The sequence below is a fragment of the Posidoniimonas polymericola genome (genome assembly GCF_007859935.1).
In the GTDB taxonomy this organism is placed as follows: domain Bacteria; phylum Planctomycetota; class Planctomycetia; order Pirellulales; family Lacipirellulaceae; genus Posidoniimonas; species Posidoniimonas polymericola.
Window position 1 is genome coordinate 419,577 of sequence record NZ_SJPO01000006.1, and the last position, 16,791, is coordinate 436,367.

17 protein-coding genes are annotated in these 16,791 nt (G+C 69.0%); 11 read left to right on the forward strand and 6 right to left on the reverse strand.

The genetic code is table 11. The annotated features are described in order from the left end of the window. Nucleotides 1-184: 184 nt before the first annotated feature. Genes Pla123a_RS14435 through Pla123a_RS14455 form a run of 5 tightly spaced genes read right to left on the reverse strand, consistent with a single transcriptional unit; the run spans nt 185 to nt 5,327 of the window. On the reverse strand, nt 185-1,414 hold the full coding sequence (locus tag Pla123a_RS14435) for a hypothetical protein (RefSeq protein WP_146588116.1): 1,230 nt from the start codon (nt 1,412-1,414) through the stop codon (nt 185-187). Nucleotides 1,415-1,430: 16 nt separating this feature from the next. After that, nucleotides 1,431-2,057 (reverse strand): hypothetical protein, encoded by a 627-nt coding sequence (locus Pla123a_RS14440; protein ID WP_146588117.1) that lies wholly within the window; start codon nt 2,055-2,057, stop codon nt 1,431-1,433. Nucleotides 2,058-2,110: 53 nt separating this feature from the next. Further along, nucleotides 2,111-3,193: a hypothetical protein gene (locus Pla123a_RS14445; RefSeq protein ID WP_146588118.1), complete on the reverse strand. Its 1,083-nt coding sequence runs from the start codon at nt 3,191-3,193 to the stop codon at nt 2,111-2,113. Further along, on the reverse strand, nt 3,184-3,681 hold the full coding sequence (locus tag Pla123a_RS14450) for a GspH/FimT family pseudopilin (protein WP_146588119.1): 498 nt from the start codon (nt 3,679-3,681) through the stop codon (nt 3,184-3,186). Before Pla123a_RS14450 ends, Pla123a_RS14445 begins: the two co-directional genes overlap by 10 nt. A gap of 29 nt (nt 3,682-3,710) precedes the next feature. Then, complete coding sequence (locus Pla123a_RS14455; RefSeq protein WP_146588120.1) at nt 3,711-5,327, reverse strand: HD-GYP domain-containing protein; 1,617 nt, start codon at nt 5,325-5,327, stop codon at nt 3,711-3,713. A 331-nt stretch (nt 5,328-5,658) separates the two neighbouring features. On the opposite strand from Pla123a_RS14455, the gene Pla123a_RS14460 reads away from it, so the two are divergent. The 11 genes from Pla123a_RS14460 (at nt 5,659) to fucP (ending at nt 15,848) form a co-directional block, all read left to right on the forward strand. Further along, the gene (locus Pla123a_RS14460) at nt 5,659-6,072 is read left to right on the forward strand and encodes a type II secretion system protein (protein WP_146588121.1); all 414 of its coding nucleotides are present in this window, start codon (nt 5,659-5,661) and stop codon (nt 6,070-6,072) included. 60 nt (nt 6,073-6,132) lie between these two features. Then, nucleotides 6,133-6,537 (forward strand): response regulator, encoded by a 405-nt coding sequence (locus tag Pla123a_RS14465; protein ID WP_146588122.1) that lies wholly within the window; start codon nt 6,133-6,135, stop codon nt 6,535-6,537. Between the two features lie 183 nt (nt 6,538-6,720). Next, nucleotides 6,721-8,154, forward strand: coding sequence for an ATP-binding protein (locus Pla123a_RS14470; protein ID WP_146588123.1), 1,434 nt, complete (start codon nt 6,721-6,723; stop codon nt 8,152-8,154). Further along, the gene (locus tag Pla123a_RS14475; RefSeq protein ID WP_146588124.1) at nt 8,154-8,489 is read left to right on the forward strand and encodes an STAS domain-containing protein; all 336 of its coding nucleotides are present in this window, start codon (nt 8,154-8,156) and stop codon (nt 8,487-8,489) included. Before Pla123a_RS14470 ends, Pla123a_RS14475 begins: the two co-directional genes overlap by 1 nt. Beyond that, nucleotides 8,486-10,216, forward strand: a complete 1,731-nt coding sequence (locus Pla123a_RS14480) for a GspE/PulE family protein (RefSeq protein WP_146588125.1) — start codon at nt 8,486-8,488, stop codon at nt 10,214-10,216. The genes Pla123a_RS14475 and Pla123a_RS14480 overlap by 4 nt, the downstream gene beginning before the upstream one ends. 20 nt (nt 10,217-10,236) lie before the next feature. Further along, nucleotides 10,237-11,445 carry a type II secretion system F family protein gene (locus tag Pla123a_RS14485; protein ID WP_146588126.1) on the forward strand — a complete coding sequence of 403 codons (1,209 nt, stop codon included), beginning with the start codon at nt 10,237-10,239 and terminating at the stop codon, nt 11,443-11,445. Nucleotides 11,446-11,473: 28 nt separating this feature from the next. Further along, the gene (locus Pla123a_RS24665) at nt 11,474-12,511 is read left to right on the forward strand and encodes a hypothetical protein (RefSeq protein WP_197527972.1); all 1,038 of its coding nucleotides are present in this window, start codon (nt 11,474-11,476) and stop codon (nt 12,509-12,511) included. Continuing rightward, nucleotides 12,508-13,131 (forward strand): PilN domain-containing protein, encoded by a 624-nt coding sequence (locus Pla123a_RS14490; RefSeq protein ID WP_197527973.1) that lies wholly within the window; start codon nt 12,508-12,510, stop codon nt 13,129-13,131. Before Pla123a_RS24665 ends, Pla123a_RS14490 begins: the two co-directional genes overlap by 4 nt. After that, nucleotides 13,128-13,733: a hypothetical protein gene (locus Pla123a_RS14495; RefSeq protein WP_146588130.1), complete on the forward strand. Its 606-nt coding sequence runs from the start codon at nt 13,128-13,130 to the stop codon at nt 13,731-13,733. The genes Pla123a_RS14490 and Pla123a_RS14495 overlap by 4 nt, the downstream gene beginning before the upstream one ends. Next, nucleotides 13,726-14,277 (forward strand): hypothetical protein, encoded by a 552-nt coding sequence (locus Pla123a_RS14500; RefSeq protein WP_146588132.1) that lies wholly within the window; start codon nt 13,726-13,728, stop codon nt 14,275-14,277. Before Pla123a_RS14495 ends, Pla123a_RS14500 begins: the two co-directional genes overlap by 8 nt. Before the next feature lie 248 nt (nt 14,278-14,525). Next, the gene (gene fucP, locus Pla123a_RS14505; RefSeq protein WP_146588134.1) at nt 14,526-15,848 is read left to right on the forward strand and encodes an L-fucose:H+ symporter permease; all 1,323 of its coding nucleotides are present in this window, start codon (nt 14,526-14,528) and stop codon (nt 15,846-15,848) included. 213 nt (nt 15,849-16,061) lie between these two features. Here the strand turns inward: fucP and Pla123a_RS14510 are convergent, their stop codons facing one another. Then, complete coding sequence (locus tag Pla123a_RS14510) at nt 16,062-16,745, reverse strand: hypothetical protein (RefSeq protein WP_146588135.1); 684 nt, start codon at nt 16,743-16,745, stop codon at nt 16,062-16,064. Nucleotides 16,746-16,791: the final 46 nt, after the last annotated feature.

Here is a 16,791-nt window from a genome sequence, read left to right on the forward strand (position 1 = left end):
GGGGCGCCAGGAGCCGCGCCGCGGGCTGTGCGACGCGTTTGAGCCTGCTATCGCAGTGTCTGCAGCCGATCGCCCGCCGCGACGTGAATCGCCCTGTGGCGGAAACGCCCCGGGGGGCGTCGCCAAAACGCAACGCCGGACAAGCGTGCGATCGCCCGCCGTACCGCTCCGAAGGAGGGCGCCGCTACCGCCAGCTGCCCGGCACGATGACGACCGGGTCGGTCTGGTCGAAGCCCGGCGGCGGGGTGGTGGAGTAGGCATCGTCGTACTTGATGACAGGCAGCGTCTGGTTCTGCAGACGGCACTCGCCACCGACGAGAACCACGCCGCGGAGGTCGGGCTGGCGGTCGTTGCCCCCGCCGTCGATCGTGAGGTTGCCGGTGCAGTAGATGAGGCCGGCAATCGAAGAAATGAACGAGTCGGACTTGTCGGTGTCTTCCTCGCCCTGGTACGGCGTGCCGGTGTTGTTATAAGACGGCGATAGAAGCCACTCGGCCAGGTTCCCATCCTTGGTTGATATTTCGATGTCCCCATCAACCAGCAGAGCGGGGTAGTGCGGGTAGGCGGGTTCCCAGTTGATCTTGTCTGACAGGTAGACCTTTTTACCGGGCGCCAAGTTGGTGACGACTAGGGTGCCCACGATGCGACTGGTGGAAATGGATAAGTCTTTCCCCTGCGTGTCAATGACATAGATCCCATCCGAGTTCTTGCCGGCCCAGCTGGAGTTTGGGCTGAGGAGGGTCATACTGATGATCGCCGACCCAAAGACCGCTGGCTTAACCACCGTGCCCATTTGCTCATAGTAATCGAACACCATGCTGGGGGTTGGCAGGGCTCGCATTGTCGCCGGCGCGGTCTGCGAGCCGGTAATCGTGCCGTTGTTGTCGATCGACTGGCCCTCGACATCGCCGGTCACCACGCCGTCGACACGGAACTCGTCGTTGCACGCGGCCGGCGCGTCCTCGACGGTCAACTCGCAATCGCCATCAATCTGCAGCTTCCCCTCGACCAACAGACCGCAGCCGAGGTCGACCGGCAGGGCGAGGTCGACCGTCAGCGTGCAGGCGGCGTCGCCGACCTTGGCGGTCCCAGAGAGTGTGCGGTTCAGGCCGCCGGCGCCCCCGAGCCGCCAGTTGTACGCCCCGCGCCCGGCCGCGACCGGCGTGGCCGGGTAGTTGGTGTCGACCGCGTAGGTGGTCAGCCAGTTGGCGTCGGCGTTGAACACCGCGACCGCGTGCTCGATCGCCGACTGCGCCAACAGCCGGGCCTCGAGCCGGTCGGCCGCCTGGGTGGTCGCCGCCAGCTGCGTGCGGGCGGCGTGCATGCCGGCCAGCGCAATCACTGACACGATCGTGCTGACCCCCAGCACGGCCAGGTAGAGCGTTCCGCGGCGTTGTCGATGATGGCGATGCATCGGGAGGTCCCAGCGACTACTCGGCGTGGTTGAACAGGCTCGCCCCGCCGCGCAGCGTGCCGCCGCCGGCTGTGAGGTCGTGCGAGACGTACCCCTGCACGGTCGTGTCGACCGCCGGCGGCTGCTCCCCCGCGCCCCACCGCGAGCGGTACGCGGTCAGCACGGTGGCGCGGCCCGCCGGGTCGGTCACGGTCACGGTGATCCGCTTCAGCCCCGCGTCAGTAGCCGAGGCCTGCGTCGGGTCGGCGAGTGTCGCGTAGACAACGCTGCACTGCTGTGTCCAACCGGTGTAGCCAGAGATTGCCGCGCCCGCCCTCGTGCGTGGCGGCGACTGCGAGAGGTTGTAGTAGTCGTCGACATCGTCCCAGGCGGTGCGGACGGCGACCGGTTCGCCGGTCTCGACGCCGAACGTCGGCGGGTCGTCGGGGTCCTCGTACGCCTGCTGCAGCACCTCGGCCATCAGCTGCTCGCCGAGCGAGTGCCCTTGGTAACTTTCGCGGGCCTGGCTCCAGGTGCGGAGCACACTGCCGGTGGCGTTCATTGCGCCGACCATCACTAGGCCGACCAGTGGGATCGACACCACCACCTCGGCAAGCGAAATCCCTGCGCGTCGGCGAGCGGGCCGCTTGCCGCGATGTCGCATCGGCAATTCTGCGTATGGGTGATTCGTGTGCATAGGGGTCATTCTCGCAAGCGTCATTCGGGCGCGATAGCGATTGTGATCGTTAACGATTCTTCACTGGCATTGAGATTAAAATCTGCGGACCCGCTGTCGGCGGCTTCGTCCTGATAGACGAATCCGGCTCCCCCCGAGCACGACTTGCTCCCGGAGCCGCTAGCTCCCATCGTCACAATCCGATGCCCGCTCAATCCTGGATCGCCCGTGGTGATGTCGTCGTCGTCGAAGGCGCCGATTCGCAGAATCATGGTCCGTTCGACGGTCGATACAACCGCAGGACTAGCAGGCGTCGATGACGCAGAACCGTCCTGTACACTGCTGACTGCGTTGAACGGGTTGTCTCGGTCGTAGCGACTGAACCGCATGATCCAGCCATAAAACTGATGGCTCGCACTTGTCGAGAAAGTGTAGTCAAGGGGCTCGAACGCCTCGGCGATCTTCCACCACACCGCGAGAGTGATCTCGGAAGAAGAGTGCACCTCCTGATCGATCTCTATCCATCCACCACCTGCGGGAGGCGTAGCGACCTCATCGCTGTTAGTCACCACGACGGAAATAAGCAATTCGCCTGATTCAACTCCCACGGGAACGGGAACCGCGATGCTTGATACATTCTTACCGCTCACCTCGGCGAACCCTTCAAAGCCCACGTACCACCGCATGCCCCAGTCGCCGGTGTCGTACGGCGTGGGCGTCGGCGCGGCGCCGGTCCTGTCGCGGCTCAAGTAGCCGAACGTCGAGTCGGTGACGCCCGTCAGCAGGGACGCTGTGAAGCCTTGCCTGGTAAGGCTCAGCGTCCCCGCGGCCGAGTCGTACGCGTAGGTCAGGGTCTCTTCAACGCCGTCGTCGTCCTCGTCGGGGACGGTGAAGGTGACGGTGCTGGCGGTGCGTGTGGTGAAGCCGGTGGCCCGGCCCAGGTCGCGGAGCATCTCGGCCTGGACGCCGGCGGCTTGCGTGGCGGCGGCCGCCGCCGGCTGGCCCTCGCAGGCCTCGAGCGTTAGGAACAGCGACGCCGCCAGGCCGCCCATCAGCACGCTGGCGGCGGCCATGCTCAGCACGAGTTCGACCAGCGTGTACGCTGCGCGTTGATTCACGGCCACAGGCGGGCCCTCCCGGTGACGCCGTCGACCACGACGGTCTGCTGCACGCTGTTCACGCTGACAGATATCGAGCCCCCTTGGTCGGGACGCCCGAACGGGTTGAACGTGACGCCCGTGTCCGTGCCGCTGACGCCGAACGCCACGCTCTCGATCGCAGCGGGGTAGGGTGAGCCCGCCAGGTCGACCGTGTACGCCTGGCCGACGCGGTCCGGCAGGGTCATGCCGGTCAGCTCGTAGGAATTGCTCGCCGCGTCGAACACCACCGGCTGGCTGACCGCCTGGCTCATCGCGTGCTGCCGGGCCCGCTCGAGGTCGGCCACGACCCAGCGGGCGGCCGAGCGGGCCTGCGCGCGGTTCATGGCGCCGATCATCCGCGGCCCGGCGACCGCGGCGAGGATTCCGAGGATGAGCACCGTGATCGTCAGCTCGATGAGCGTGAACCCGCGTCGGCGCCGGGCAGGTCGGTCGAAGATTCTGCGTGTGCTCATGGTGCTTGTCCCCCCGCGGGCGTCGGCCCCTACAGCCCGAGGTCGACCGCGACCGCGTGCGTCAGCAGCTCGCTGGCGTCGATCGGCGCGGGCCGAGTCTGGGGCTCGTCTGCGTCCGGGTTGAGGAGCTGCCGCAGGTGGTCCTGCCAGGTGCGGGTGATGTTGTGCACGTCGTCGGCGGCCGAGAAGAACGCCTGCACCACCTTCGGGTCCCACTGCCGGCCGGCGCCGTTGCGGAGGATCCCCTCGGCCTTCTCCCACGGCATCCCGGCGCGGTACGGGCGGTCGCTGGTCATGGCGTCCCAGGCGTCGGCCACGGCGATCACGCGGGCCGGCAGCGGGATGTCGTCGCCGGCAAGGCCCTCTGGGTAGCCGCTGCCGTCGAGCGACTCGTGGTGGTACAGCACGCCGTCCAGGAAGTTGCGGAACGGCTTGAGCCGCTGCAGCAGCCGCCAGCCGCACTCCGGGTGGCGCTTGATCTGGTCCAACTCCTCGTCGGTCAGCTGCCCCGGCTTGAGCAGCACGTCGTCGCTGACGCCGACCTTGCCAACGTCGTGCAGCAGGCCGGTCAGGTAGATCTCGTGGCACTTGGCCGCGGGCAGGCCCAGCTCCTGCGCGATCCGCTGCGCGAACAGCGCGACGCGGTCGCTGTGGCCACAGGTGTAGGCGTCCTTGGCCTCGATCACGCCGACCAGCGTGTGGATGGCGTCGACCACCAGGTCTTCCTTCTCGCTCACCAGCCGCACGTTGGCGGCGTGGGTCGCCAGCAGCACGGTGGCGGCCTCGAGCAGCGAGGCCTCGGTCGAGCCGATCTCGTCGTGGCCCAGGGCGTCGCTCGAATGGCCCGCCACGGCGGCGGCGATCTTGTTGACCCCCAGCAGCCAGCCGTAGCGGTGCCCGTCCTTGCTGATCGGCGTCAGGACAAAGTTGCGGACGCCTGGCAGCTCGAAGTCGATGTCGTGGGTCGCGTGCTGTGCGTTGAGGTTGATCACCGCCACGCCCGACTGCCGCGCGAAGACCGCGCGGACCGCCTCGGCCCAGGCGTCGTCATCGGCGGCGGTGTCGCCGTTGTGCAGGGTGATCGCGCCGACCTGACCCGGTGCGTGCTCGTCGGCCAGCACCAGGGCGATCCCCTCGAGCCCCGCCACGCGGCGCATCGACGGCAGCACGCCCTCGGCGACCTCCTCCAGCCGCCGGGTGGCGTCGCAGAACTCGACATGGCTCGCCAGCCGGCGGAAGAACGCGAGCTCTTCGAAGCTGTCGGCCAGCTTGTTCGCGTAGTCGTCGGAGAGCTCGCGGAGCTCGACAACCTGTTGTTTTGATTCGCCGTGCTCCACCGCCGCTGCCGCCAGCCGGCCGGCCATCTGCTCGGGCGTCAACGCGACAACCCCGGCGACTACCCGCCCCCCGCCCACCGGGCAGGCGACCCACAAACCGTCGGCCAGCCGCGTCGTCGACGGCTCTTTCGCTCCGCTCGCCGCGAGGCTGTCGAACCACGCCGCCAGCTCGGCGGACGCCGTGCCGCGCGGATCGTCCCCGCAGGCCCACCCCTCGGGGGCTGCCTGCCAGGCGTCGAACGGCGAGCCGAACTGGGTCGACAGCTGGTTCGCGAGCTCGCGGCTACTTGTGTCGGTAGGGTCGTGCATCGCTGGGTCTCGCGCCACTTGTGCGTTGCGTGCGGGTTCGAACGGTTGTCCGGTCACGACCGGTCAGACCCTCCGGCCCACACCGGCTTTGTCTACCTGACTAATAGCTCACTGGGCCCTGCCGGGGCCGTGGTTCGCTGCGGAACATGCGATCTGCCGGTCTGCCCACCATTTGTGACCTAAATTCGTCTAGAGCCTGCGACGTATGCAGGTTTTGCTCGCTTGAAAGGGTCCGAAACGGGCTCCGGAATCAAAGCCTGGAAGAGAAAGTCGCCGGGGTGCACAAGACCGCACCAACGAGCGATATCCACCCTCGCTGGAAGTAATTGCCATGAACCATCTGCACCGCCGGAACTCGGCGTTCACGCTCGTTGAACTGGTTATCGTCGTGCTGATCCTCGGCATCCTGGCGGCCGTGGCCGCGCCGCGGATGTTCGACACCGCCGGCGACGCCCGCACCAACGCCACGCGGCACTCGCTGACCATCGTGCGAGACGCGATCCAGCTGTACCGGGCGCAGAACAACGCCCTGCCGGGCGAGGCGGGCACCGAGGCCGACTTGGTGGCCGACCTCGCCACGATGCTCAACGGCCCGTTCCCCCAGGCCTCCGTGGGCAACGTCGGCTCGACGGTCCGCATCCAGACCTCCGGCGCCGCGCTCTCTGCGAGCGGCAGCGAGAGCTGGGCCTACGATAACACCACAGGCGACTTTATTGTCAACAACGCGGTTGGCGCTACCTGGTAGCCCGGCCGCACCGCCGCCCGCTCCTCGAGCGGCGGCCCGACGCTTGCAGCAACGACCCCTATGACGCTCACCCCCCAGACGCCGCCCCGGGCGTTGATCGCCGAGGACGACCCCGCCCTGGCGGACGTCCTCAAGCTGGCTTTCACACGCAAGGGCTTCCAGACCAAAGTCTTCCGCAACGGCCGCGACGCCCTCGCGGCGGCCGCCGCCGAAAGCTGGGATGTCGTTTGCAGCGACTACCAGATGCCGCACGTCAACGGCGAGCAGCTGCTGACCGGCGTGCGGGCGAGCGAGACCTCGCGCCACGCGGTCTGCATCCTCTGCTCGGCCAAGTCGTACGAACTCAACTGCGAACGGATGGCCCGCGAGCTCAACCTGCACGCCATCTTCTACAAGCCGTTCAGCCTGGCCGAGATCACCGAGTCGGCGCAGCAGGGGCTCGCGTCGCGCGCCCCAGTAGCCTGAGCCCATCGCCTGAGCCCGTAGTCTGACCGGCGGCCCAGCCGTCAGCACCGGCAGATCCGGCCCCCACGCGACCAACCCGGTGCGGCGGCGCCCGAGACCACGCGCCCTACACCGGCCGCCGCGCGTGGTGAGCTAGAGTTGGGAGGCCGTTTTCCCCGCCAACCACGCCCGCTGCGTCCCGCAATGATCAGCCTACCCAACAGCACCACGCCCGGCGTCTCCAAGGCGATCGGGCTGCACCTCGCGAGCCTCACGCTCGCCGTGGCCGCCGGGGTCGCGCTGACGGTGCTCGCCGGCAAGGCGTCGCTGCTCACGGCGTTGACGTTCGGGGCCATCTGCCTGACGCCAATGGTGCTCGCGAGTCACTGGGGGCTGAGCCGCCTGCTCCGCCCCACCGCGGTCGTCGAGCGGCTGCTGGCCGGCATCGACCCCAACGCCGCCGAGCCCTGCCGGCTGCCGCCGCTGGGCATCGCGTCGCCGATCGCGGCCGGCTGGAACGCCATCGCCCGACAGGCCCGTGAGTGGACCGCGCTGAGCGAACTGGCCGAACGCGTCCAGCAGGGGCTGGCATCCGCTGGCGGCGAGTCGCGCATCGAGGTGCTCGACTGCCTGACCGACGGCGTGGCGGTGACCGACGAGTCCGGCAGGGTGGTCTACTGCAACCAGGCGTTCGCCGCGATCTGCGGGATCGCCGACGCCGCCGAGGCGGCGGGCGCGACGGTCCCCTCGCTGACGCCGCTGACCGAAGAAGCCAGCCAGGAGATCGCGGCCAGCCCGACCGCGATGCGGGTGAATGTCGAATTCGCCGCCGCGGTTGGCGAAAACCCACGCACCCTGCGGATCACACGCACCCCCGGCGCCGACGCCAAAGAGACCCTGTCGGGGCACGTCTGGACCCTGCGCGACGTCACGCAGCAGCGGCTCGCGGAGAGCATGCGGGACCGGTTCCTGACCACCGCGACGCACGAGCTGCGGACGCCGCTCGCCAACATCCGCGCGTACGCCGAGTCGCTCGCCACGGTCGACGACATCGACCCCGAGTCTCAGAAACGCTTCTACAACATCATCCAGTCCGAGGCGGTCCGGCTGTCGCAGCTCGTCGACGACCTGCTCGACGTCAGCCGCATGCAGGCGGGCGCCCTGGCGATCGACCGCCGCGAGATGGACCTCTCCCGGATGGTCGAGGAGGTCACGCAGAAGGTGGCCGCCAGCATCGAGTCGGCCAGCATCGACTTCCGCTGCGAGACCCCGCCCAAGTACCCGAAGATCGTGGCCGACAAGAGCAAGCTGGCGGCCGCGGTCGTGAACCTGCTCGGCAACGCCGTCAAGTACACCCCGGAGGGCGGCCGCGTCACGTTCCGCGTCGACCTGTCCGAGGGGATGCTCGAGTTCTCGGTCGCCGACACCGGCATCGGCATCGCGCCCGAGGAGCTCGAGCACGTCTTCGACCGCTTCTTCCGCAGCGACGACGACCGCATCCAGGAGATCCCGGGCAGCGGGCTGGGGCTGTCGCTGACGCAAGAGATCGCCCGCCTGCACGGCGGCGAGCTGACGGTCGACAGCGAGCTCAATGTAGGCTCGATCTTCCGAATGACGATCCCGGTGGAGGAGGCCTGATGCCCACGCTCCACCGACAGGGCTGCGTCGACGTCGTGACGCTGGACGATCGGTTCAGCATCGAGAACGTCGACCAGGCGCTCACGCCGCTGAACGAGGCGCTCGCCGCGGGGATCCCGCAGCTGGTGATCGACATGCGCCGCGTCAAGTTTGTCGACAGCGCCGGCCTGGAGCTGCTCTGCAAGACGCACGCCGACTGCCGGCGCCGTGGCGGCGAGCTCTGGGTCTCCGCCCCCAGCCGGCTGGTCCGCGACGTGTTCGGCGTCACCGGGCTCGACGCCCGGCTCCAGGTGGCGGACGACGTCCTGACCGCGGCGGGAGAATTCACCAAGTGACCCCCGCCCCCACCCTCAAGACGACCGACTCGGCGCCGCCCAAGCGGCGGATGAGGCTGGGCGAGCAGCTGCTCTCGAGCGGCAAGATCACCCAGGCCGAGCTCGAGGCTGCGCTCAAAGAGCAACGCCACGGCCAGATGCTCGGCGAGACCCTCGTCAAGCTCGGCTTCCTCGAGGAGACCGACCTGCTGCCCTTCCTCGCGCAGCAGTGCAACGCGCCCTGGATCCTGCTCCGCGAAGGGGGCATCGACCCGGTCGCCGCCCGGATGATCCCGCGCCCGCTGGCAGAGCAGCTCAAGTGCATCGGCCTGTTCCGGGTGCAGGGCGAGCTGACGCTCGCGATGACCAACCCGCGCGACCTCGCCGCGATCGACCGGGTCGAGCAGCAGACCGGCCTCCGCGTGCGGCCGGTGCTGGCGCTCGAGTCCGCGATCACCGAGTTCCTCAACCGCGTCTACGGCGAGGGCTTCCAGGTCGAGACCGTCACCGCGGACCTGGAGGAGGGGGCGGTCTCGCTGAACGAGGAGGCGATCGAGCTCGACCTCGAGGGGATGGCCAACGCGGTCGACGAGAGCCCGGTTATCAACCTGGTGAACTACATCCTGCTGCAGGCGGTGCGTCAGCGGGCGAGCGACATCCACATCGAGGCCGGCCCCCGCACCACCACCGTGCGGTTCCGCATCGACGGCACCCTGCGCGAGGTGCTCAAGCCCCGCCGCGAGTTCCACCCGGCGCTGGTCTCGCGCCTGAAGGTGATGGCGAAGATGAACATCGCGGAGCACCGGCTCCCGCAGGACGGCCGCATCCACATCGTCGTCGACCGCCGCGAGATCGACGTCCGCGCCTCGACGCTCCCCACGGTGCTCGGCGAGAAGGTGGTGCTGCGTATTCTCGACCGCGGCAGCGTGACCTTCCGCCTCGACGAGCTGGGCATCCCGCAGCAGCAGCTCGGCACGCTCAAGACCATGCTCGACCGGCCGCACGGGCTGATCCTGGCGACCGGCCCCACCGGCAGCGGCAAGACCACCACCCTGTACTCCGCGATCGAGCTTATCAAGTCGGTCGAGCGGAACATCGTCACGGTCGAAGACCCGGTGGAGTACCGCCTGGACCTGATCAACCAGGTCCACGTCAACTCCGGAGCCAGCCTGACGTTCGCCAAGGCCCTGCGGTCCATCCTCCGCCAGGACCCAGACGTCATCATGATCGGCGAGATCCGCGACCTCGAGACCGCCGAGACCGCGGTCCAGGCGGCGCTCACCGGCCACCTGGTGCTCAGCACCCTGCACACCAACGACGCCGCCAGCGCCGTCACCCGGCTGGTCGACATGGGCGTCGCGCCGTTCAAGATCTCGGCCTCGCTGCTGGGCGTCGTGGCCCAGCGGCTGCTCCGCCGGGTCTGCCCCGCCTGCCGCGGCTCGTACTACCCGCCGCCCACCATGCTGGACGCCATCAACTACGGCGGCGACCGTTCGAGGCAGTTCGTCCGCGGCTCCGGCTGCGACCGCTGCTTCGACACCGGCTGCCAGGGACGCGTCGGCGTCTACGAGCTGCTGTCGGTCGACCGCACGCTGCGCGAGCTGATCACCAACGGGGCCTCGCTCGACGAGCTCCGCGACCACGCCCGCGCCTCCGGCTACCAGCCGCTGCTGCAGCAGGGCCTGCAGGCCGCCGAAGACGGCGTTGTGTCGTTAGACGAAGTCGTGCGAGTGATCGCCGGCGATTAACCCCTGAAATCAACGTGCCCATGAGCGTCGCCGCTCCAACCGATCTCGCCGCCAACGCCTCTGCCGGGGACGCCCGCGCCGCTGCGTTCGGCCCCCCTGCGCGGGCCGGGGCTGCGCCGCCACCGGGCGCCGATGCGGGCCCCAAGCCGCCGGAAGCGGCTGCCGCCGCGCCGCCGCGGGCGGTGGGCGGGGCGATCACCAAGCGCGAGCAGGTGATGTTCATCACGCAGCTGGCCATCATGACCCGCTCGGGCGTCGACGTCGCGGACGCGCTGCGGAGCATCTCGGCCCGGGCCAAGCGTCCCGCGCTGCGGGCCGCCATGGAAGAGCTGCACGAGCTGCTGCAGGAGGGCAAGTGCCTGTCCCAGGCGTTGGCCGCCCAAGCGGGCCGGTTCGACGGGGTGGTGATCGCCTCGGTCACAGCCGGCGAGGCGTCCGGCACGCTCCCCGAGGTGCTTGGCCGGCTCGGCGGGCTGATGCGTGACGAGCTCCGCACCAAGGCGGCCCTCCGCTCGGTGCTCAGCTACCCAATCGTGCTGACGGTCGTGACGTTCGGCGTGCTGACCGGCATGGTGTTCTTTGTGCTGCCGCAGTTCGCCGGCATCTACGAGTCGTCGCGGGCCCCCACGCCGGTTGTCACCAAGCTGCTGCTGAACGGATCCTCGCTGCTCAGGGCCTACTGGTGGCTGGTCGCGTTGGCCGCCGCCGGGACGTGCGTCGCGTTCTGGCAGGTGGGCCGTTCGACCTCGGGGCGGCGGTTCTTCGACAACCTCTGCTACAGCCTGCCGCTGCTGTCGAGTGTGTGCCGGTCACTCTCGATCGGCCGCGCGTTCCGGCTGCAGGGCGTGCTGCTCGACAGCGGCGTGCCGCTGCTCGAGGTGCTGGAGCTCACCCAGCAGGCCTCACGCAGCACGCTGATGCGCGAGCTCAACCACGACATGCAGCAGGCGGTGCTGGTCGGCAAGAACATGTCGTCGGCGATGATCAATTCCCGCTGCGTGCCCGACGGCGCGCTCGAGATGGTCGCGACCGCCGAGTCCAACGGCCAGCTCGCGCCGGTCCTGCAAACGGTCGGCGAGTTCTTCGAAGGCGAGGGCGAGCAGCAGCTCAAGGAGCTCGTCAAGCTGGCCGAACCAATCATCATCGTGCTGCTCGGCATTGTCGTTGGCGGCATCGTCCTGGCGGTCATGCTGCCGATGCTCGACCTCTCGTCCGCGGGGGGTAGGTAGGCCCGCACCGGCGGCCAGGATCATGAGCGTGCTCCAACTACCAACACCGACCGCCCCCGTCGACGCGAGCCTGGTTGCTTGCGTCGCGGGCGTCGACATGGGGTCCCACTCGGCCAAGGTCGTGCTGGCCAGCGTCGCCGCGCCCCGCCGCGTCCTGGCGGCCGCCCGCCTGGTCTACGACACGCCGACCGCCGGCGACCCAATCCGGCAGGCCCGGTTCATCGGCGACTGGCTGCGGCGGTGCTCGTCGCACCCGGTCCGCGGGGTTACCTGCTCGCTGCCGCAGTCGCTCATCGATTACGAGGCGTCTCCATTGGACGCCGACGCCGGCCCGATCGGGGCGGTCGCCTCGGACAAGCTCACCGAGCTGCTCGGCGGCGAGGCCGCCCGCGTCACGGCCGACCACTGGATCACCGACGCGTCCGGCGGCCGTCGCGTGCTGCACCTCTTGTGGTCGTCGACCGACCTCGCCTGCGGCGTGGCCCGCGAGTTCGACGAGCACCGCATGACGTGCCGGCGGCTTGTCGCGTCGCCGGCCACCCTCGGCCTGGTCGCCGCTGGGGCCGGCGAGGGGGCCCACCTGGTGGTCGACCTCGGCCACAGCCGCGCGACCATCGCGCTGGTCGATGGCGGGCGGGTCTTGTTCGCGCGGCCCCGCGTCGCGCTCGACGCGAGCGCGGCTTTGGACCACCTGCAGCAGCTCGCCGGCCTCAGCCGCGGGTCCGCCGAGACGATCGCAACCGGACAAGGCGGAGGGGTGCAATCCGCGGGCGTGTCGGAACTCGTTCACGAAGCGTTCGACCAATGGCTGCGGGGCCTGCATTTTGAGCTATCGCGGACGCTGACGTACCTTGATGCGGCCGGGCTCGGCGCCGAGCCGGGGTCGATCCTGCTGTGCGGCGGCGGGGCCGCGGTCCGCGGCGTTGGCGATTGGACCTCCAGCCGGCTCAGCCTGCCGGTGCGGGCCTGCCCGCCGCCGGCGTCCGCCAGCTGGGAAGCCGCGGAGCCCTACTCGCCGGTGTTCGCGGCGGCCGCCGCGATTGCGACCGCGGAGGAGGCCCCGTGAGCACCCCATCGATCAACCTGCTGCCCGACGCGATCGTCGTCCGGCACGAGCACCGCCGCCAGCTCCGCAAATGGGCCCCGGTCTGGGCGGGGGCGTTCGCGCTGCTGGTCGGCGCACAGCTCTTCCTGCAGTGGCGCGTCGAGGACGCCAAGGTGGCCGTCGCGGAGCTGCACGACCGCGTCCGCCCGCTGTACCGCATCACCGAGCAAATTGAGTCGCTCAAGTCGTCGTCGGCGGTGCTGGCGGCCTCGGTCAGTCAGCGGGTCCTGCTCGAGCAGGCCGACGTGCCGCTCGCGACGCTCCACGTCGTGGCGTTGACCTGCCAGCGGAACGAGATCGAGCTGGACCTGTTCCGGTTTGAAGACGCGGGGCGTGTCGCCGCGCGCGACCCCGGCGAGACCCCTGCGCCCTCGCGCGACCTGATCCTCAAGGGCGCAGCGGTTTCCGATGTGGCGGTTTCTCAATTCATCCGCGACCTGAAAAAGAGCGGCCTGTTCACAGAAGTCGCCCTCGAGTCTTCTCAGAGCAGCAGCGGCTACGCGGCCGAGCGGACGTTCCAGATCCGCTGCCAGTGGACCCCGTCGGCGGCGCGACCCGCCGTAGAAGGAGCCACCTCATGAGCACGCCGCACGACAAGAACGCGCTGTCTCAGGTCCGCCGCAGGGTGCGGCGGATCTGGTCGTGGCTCGGGATTCTGGCGATCGCCGCTGGAGCCGGCGCCTGGTACCTGGTCTGCTTCTGCCCCGCCGCCGAGCAGCTCGACGCCCACGCGGCGAACCTGACCGCCGAGTACGCGTACCTCGACTCCGAGACCACGCTCATCGAGCGGCTCCGCGACGAGGCCAGCACCAACGAGAGCTACGCCGAAGAGCTGAAACGGCTGCGTGAGCGGAGCAACGCCCAGCCCGACGAGGTCGCCTTCCTCGGCTGGATGGGCGAGCAGGCGACCCGGTGCTCGCTCTCACTCACCAACTACCGCCCCGACGGCCAGGTCACGCACGGAGCCTTCGCCGGGCGCGCGCTGCAGATCTCGGGGACCGGCGGCTACGAGGGCATCTGCAGGGTGCTGTTCGCGATCCGCGGGCGCTCGCAGATGACGCGGCTCGCGTCGATGACCATCCGCCCCGAGGGCCAGGACCGCGAGCGTTTCGGTTTCGTCCTGCAGATCGAACTGCTGCACGGCGCCACCAAGACCGAAGAAAAGGGGGGCGACCATGTCTAGCCGCACCCTCGCGCCCGCCGAGCAGGCGAAGAAGCAACGCATCCAACTCGCGGTCGCCTCGCTGCTGGCGGCGGTGCTGGTGGCGGTGCTGATGTTCCCTTCGTCGCCGAATGGCGGACAGGACAAACCATCTCCCACCGCCGCCGGCGTCGCAGCCGGACCGGCCATCGGCCAACCCGCCACGGACGCCGCTCCCACGCCCGACGCGTCCCGCTACGTCCGCCCGCTGGCCGAGCTGCCGGAGCTAGAGCTCGAGAAGGTCATCGCGGCCAACCCGTTCGTGTCGGCCCGCCGGCTCTCTTTGGCGGAACAGGGGATCGGGGCCCTCTCCGTGGCCGGCGGCCAGGCGCCCGGCGTCTCGACCGTCGAACGCGAGGCCCGCGCCGTCAGGCAGGTCGCCGTCCAGGCGATCATCCACGACGCCGCGCAGCCCACCGTGCTGATCGACGGCCAGATCGCGGGCCTGCACGACACGATTAATGGGCACTGGCGGATCGTCGAGGTGCTGCCGCAGAGCGTCCGGGTCGAGTACGTCGGCGAGTAGCGGGCGGGCCTGCTCGTCCTCCTGGCGGGCTGCCCCCGCCTGCCTGACCGGCATCTTCACTGCGAATCGTGGCCCGATTTAGGACAAGCTTTTTCGGTTCGCGTAGCAGCCTTGCCTCGGCATGCGCGTTGGTTTATACCAACACGGCTCGGCGGCGCCCCTGCCGCTGGACTTCTCGCTTTTCGTCAACGGCCCTGGCGGCCGCGCCCACTCAGGGCAGCCGCCCGGCGATTCTCGTTTGAGGGACCATGAGCCAATCCACCCCACCGAGTCACGGCAGTGACGCCGTCGTGCCGAGCCGCTACCTGGCGCCGTTTATCTTGGTGACATCGTTGTTTGCGTTGTGGGGCTTCGCGAACGATATCACCAACCCGATGGTCGCGGCGTTCAAGAATGTGCTGCTGCTCTCCCACTTCGAGAGCTCGCTGGTGCAGGCCGCGTTCTACGGCGGCTACTGCGTGATGGCGATCCCGGCGGCGTTGTTCATCCGCCGCTTCGGCTACAAGAGCGGCGTCATCATGGGCCTGGCGCTGTACGCGGCGGGCTGCCTGCTGTTTGTGCCCGCCGGCAAGACGATGCTGTTCTCGGCGTTCCTCGGCGCGTACTTTATCATGACCTGCGGGCTCGCGTTCCTCGAGACCACCGCCAACCCGTACATCCTGGCGATGGGCCCCGACCACAACGCCGCTCGGCGGCTCAACTTCGCGCAGGCGTTCAATCCGGTGGGGTCGATCTGTGGGATGTTTGTCGCCAAGGAGTTCATCCTCGCCCGGCTCGACAAGGCCGACGAGGCGGCCCGGCTGGCGATGTCGGAAACCGACCCGGCTGGGTTGCTGGCCATTCAGCAGAACGACCTGGGCGTCATCGTCACCCCGTACGTGGTGCTGGGGTGCGTCGTGGGCGTCGTGTTCTTGGCGTTCGCGTTGGCGCCGTTGCCCACCGGCGAAACCTATGACGTCGGAGATAAGCGGATCGGAGCCCAGCTTGGGCGGCTGTTCACCAATCGCCGGTACGTCGAGGGCGTGATCGCCCAGGCATTCTATGTCGGCGCCCAGATCATGTGCTGGACCTTCATCATCCAGTACGCCGAGGACGTCGTGAATATGCCCAAGGAGAATGCTCAGGGCCTGAACATGGTCGCGATGGGCATCTTTATCGGCAGTCGCTGGATCTGCACCTACCTGATGAAGTACTTCCAGCCGGCCATGATGCTGGCGACGTTTGCCGCGATCGCGATCCTGCTCGTGCTCGGCGTGATCCTGCTGCCCGGTCAGATTGGCCTCGGCTGCCTGATCGGCGTGTCGGCCTGCATGTCGCTGATGTTCCCAACGATTTACGGCATCGCCCTGGAAGGGCTCGGCGACGACGCCAAGCTCGCCTCGGCCGGCCTGATCTGCGCGATCGGCGGCGGCTGCGTGATGCCGCCGCTGCAGGCCTCGATCATGGACCTCGACGCCTTCAACTTCGGCGCCATGACGCTGTCGTCGACGCGAGTGTCGTTCATCCTGCCGCTGATCTGTTTTGTGGTGGTCGGGCTGTACGGGCTGCGGAGTCGCCACCGCACGGCGTAGCAGCCGGCGGGGAGATCCGAGGTCCCGTTGAGAAACGGGGACAGGCACGAAGCGGCATTGGTAGCAACGGCTTCTGTCGCCCCACGACGCATCGAGCCAGTCCCCGTTTCTCAACTATCCGCCCAGCCAAAAAAACAGGCCGCCTAACTCAAAAAAGAACAGGCCCCGGCAAGTTTGCCGGGGCCTGTTGGCGTTTCGTACTCGCTTTCAGGCTCACCAGGAAATCTGCGACGCTTCGGTCTCGCTGACGCCCCAGATGGCGGCGCTGTCGGCCTGCACGTCGGCCGAGCGGTAGTTGCCATTGGCGAAGGCCACGCCGGTGCTGCGGCTGTAGGACTGGCCGCCGAACACGCCGAACGAGTTGGCCTGGCTCTTGCTCACGGCGAAGCCGCCGTTCGACACGGCCGTGGAGCTGTTGATCGCCTCGCCGTAGCCGCCGAAGTAGCCCGACGCGTTGGCGCCGCCCTCGGCGATCGCCACACCATTGGTCGAGAACGCGGCGCTGGTGCTGTCGGCGTAGGCGTTGCCGCGGGCGCGGGCCGCGTCGGTCGCCCGGGCGTAGCCGCCCTGGGTGGCCGCGATGGCGTTGGAGTTGCTGCGGGCGCCCCAGCCGCGGGCCGAGCTGTTGCCGCTGGCGATCGCGGTGCCGCCGTCGGCCGCGGCGATGGCCGTGCCGGTGGCGTACCCGCCGTAGCGGCCGTCGCCCCGCATGTTGGCGATCGCCGTGCCGCCGTTGGTCGCCGAGGCGTGGGCGCTGATGTTGGTGTTGCCGCGGCCGCTGGCGGTCGCCCGGGCGACGCCGCCGTTGGAGAAGCTGCTGGCGCGGACCTGGGCCGAGGCGTCGGCGGCGATCAGCGGCAGGGCGAGCAGGGCAACAAGAGCGAGTGAGCGAGACATCGTAGTAACTCCTTGTTCGGGGTAGGCGGGCCGTCGCGGCTCGCGG

Coding starts and splice junctions, on each gene's coding strand:
- fucP (WP_146588134.1), top strand. CDS start 14,526: ATGAGCCAATCCACCCCACCGAGTCACGGCAGTGACGCCGTCGTGCCG.
- Pla123a_RS14500 (WP_146588132.1), top strand. CDS start 13,726: ATGTCTAGCCGCACCCTCGCGCCCGCCGAGCAGGCGAAGAAGCAACGC.
- Pla123a_RS14470 (WP_146588123.1), top strand. CDS start 6,721: ATGATCAGCCTACCCAACAGCACCACGCCCGGCGTCTCCAAGGCGATC.
- Pla123a_RS14460 (WP_146588121.1), top strand. CDS start 5,659: ATGAACCATCTGCACCGCCGGAACTCGGCGTTCACGCTCGTTGAACTG.
- Pla123a_RS14435 (WP_146588116.1), bottom strand. CDS start 1,414: ATGCATCGCCATCATCGACAACGCCGCGGAACGCTCTACCTGGCCGTG.
- Pla123a_RS14485 (WP_146588126.1), top strand. CDS start 10,237: ATGAGCGTCGCCGCTCCAACCGATCTCGCCGCCAACGCCTCTGCCGGG.
- Pla123a_RS14465 (WP_146588122.1), top strand. CDS start 6,133: ATGACGCTCACCCCCCAGACGCCGCCCCGGGCGTTGATCGCCGAGGAC.
- Pla123a_RS14495 (WP_146588130.1), top strand. CDS start 13,128: ATGAGCACGCCGCACGACAAGAACGCGCTGTCTCAGGTCCGCCGCAGG.
- Pla123a_RS14475 (WP_146588124.1), top strand. CDS start 8,154: ATGCCCACGCTCCACCGACAGGGCTGCGTCGACGTCGTGACGCTGGAC.
- Pla123a_RS14455 (WP_146588120.1), bottom strand. CDS start 5,327: ATGCACGACCCTACCGACACAAGTAGCCGCGAGCTCGCGAACCAGCTG.
- Pla123a_RS14450 (WP_146588119.1), bottom strand. CDS start 3,681: ATGAGCACACGCAGAATCTTCGACCGACCTGCCCGGCGCCGACGCGGG.
- Pla123a_RS14510 (WP_146588135.1), bottom strand. CDS start 16,745: ATGTCTCGCTCACTCGCTCTTGTTGCCCTGCTCGCCCTGCCGCTGATC.
- Pla123a_RS14440 (WP_146588117.1), bottom strand. CDS start 2,057: ATGCGACATCGCGGCAAGCGGCCCGCTCGCCGACGCGCAGGGATTTCG.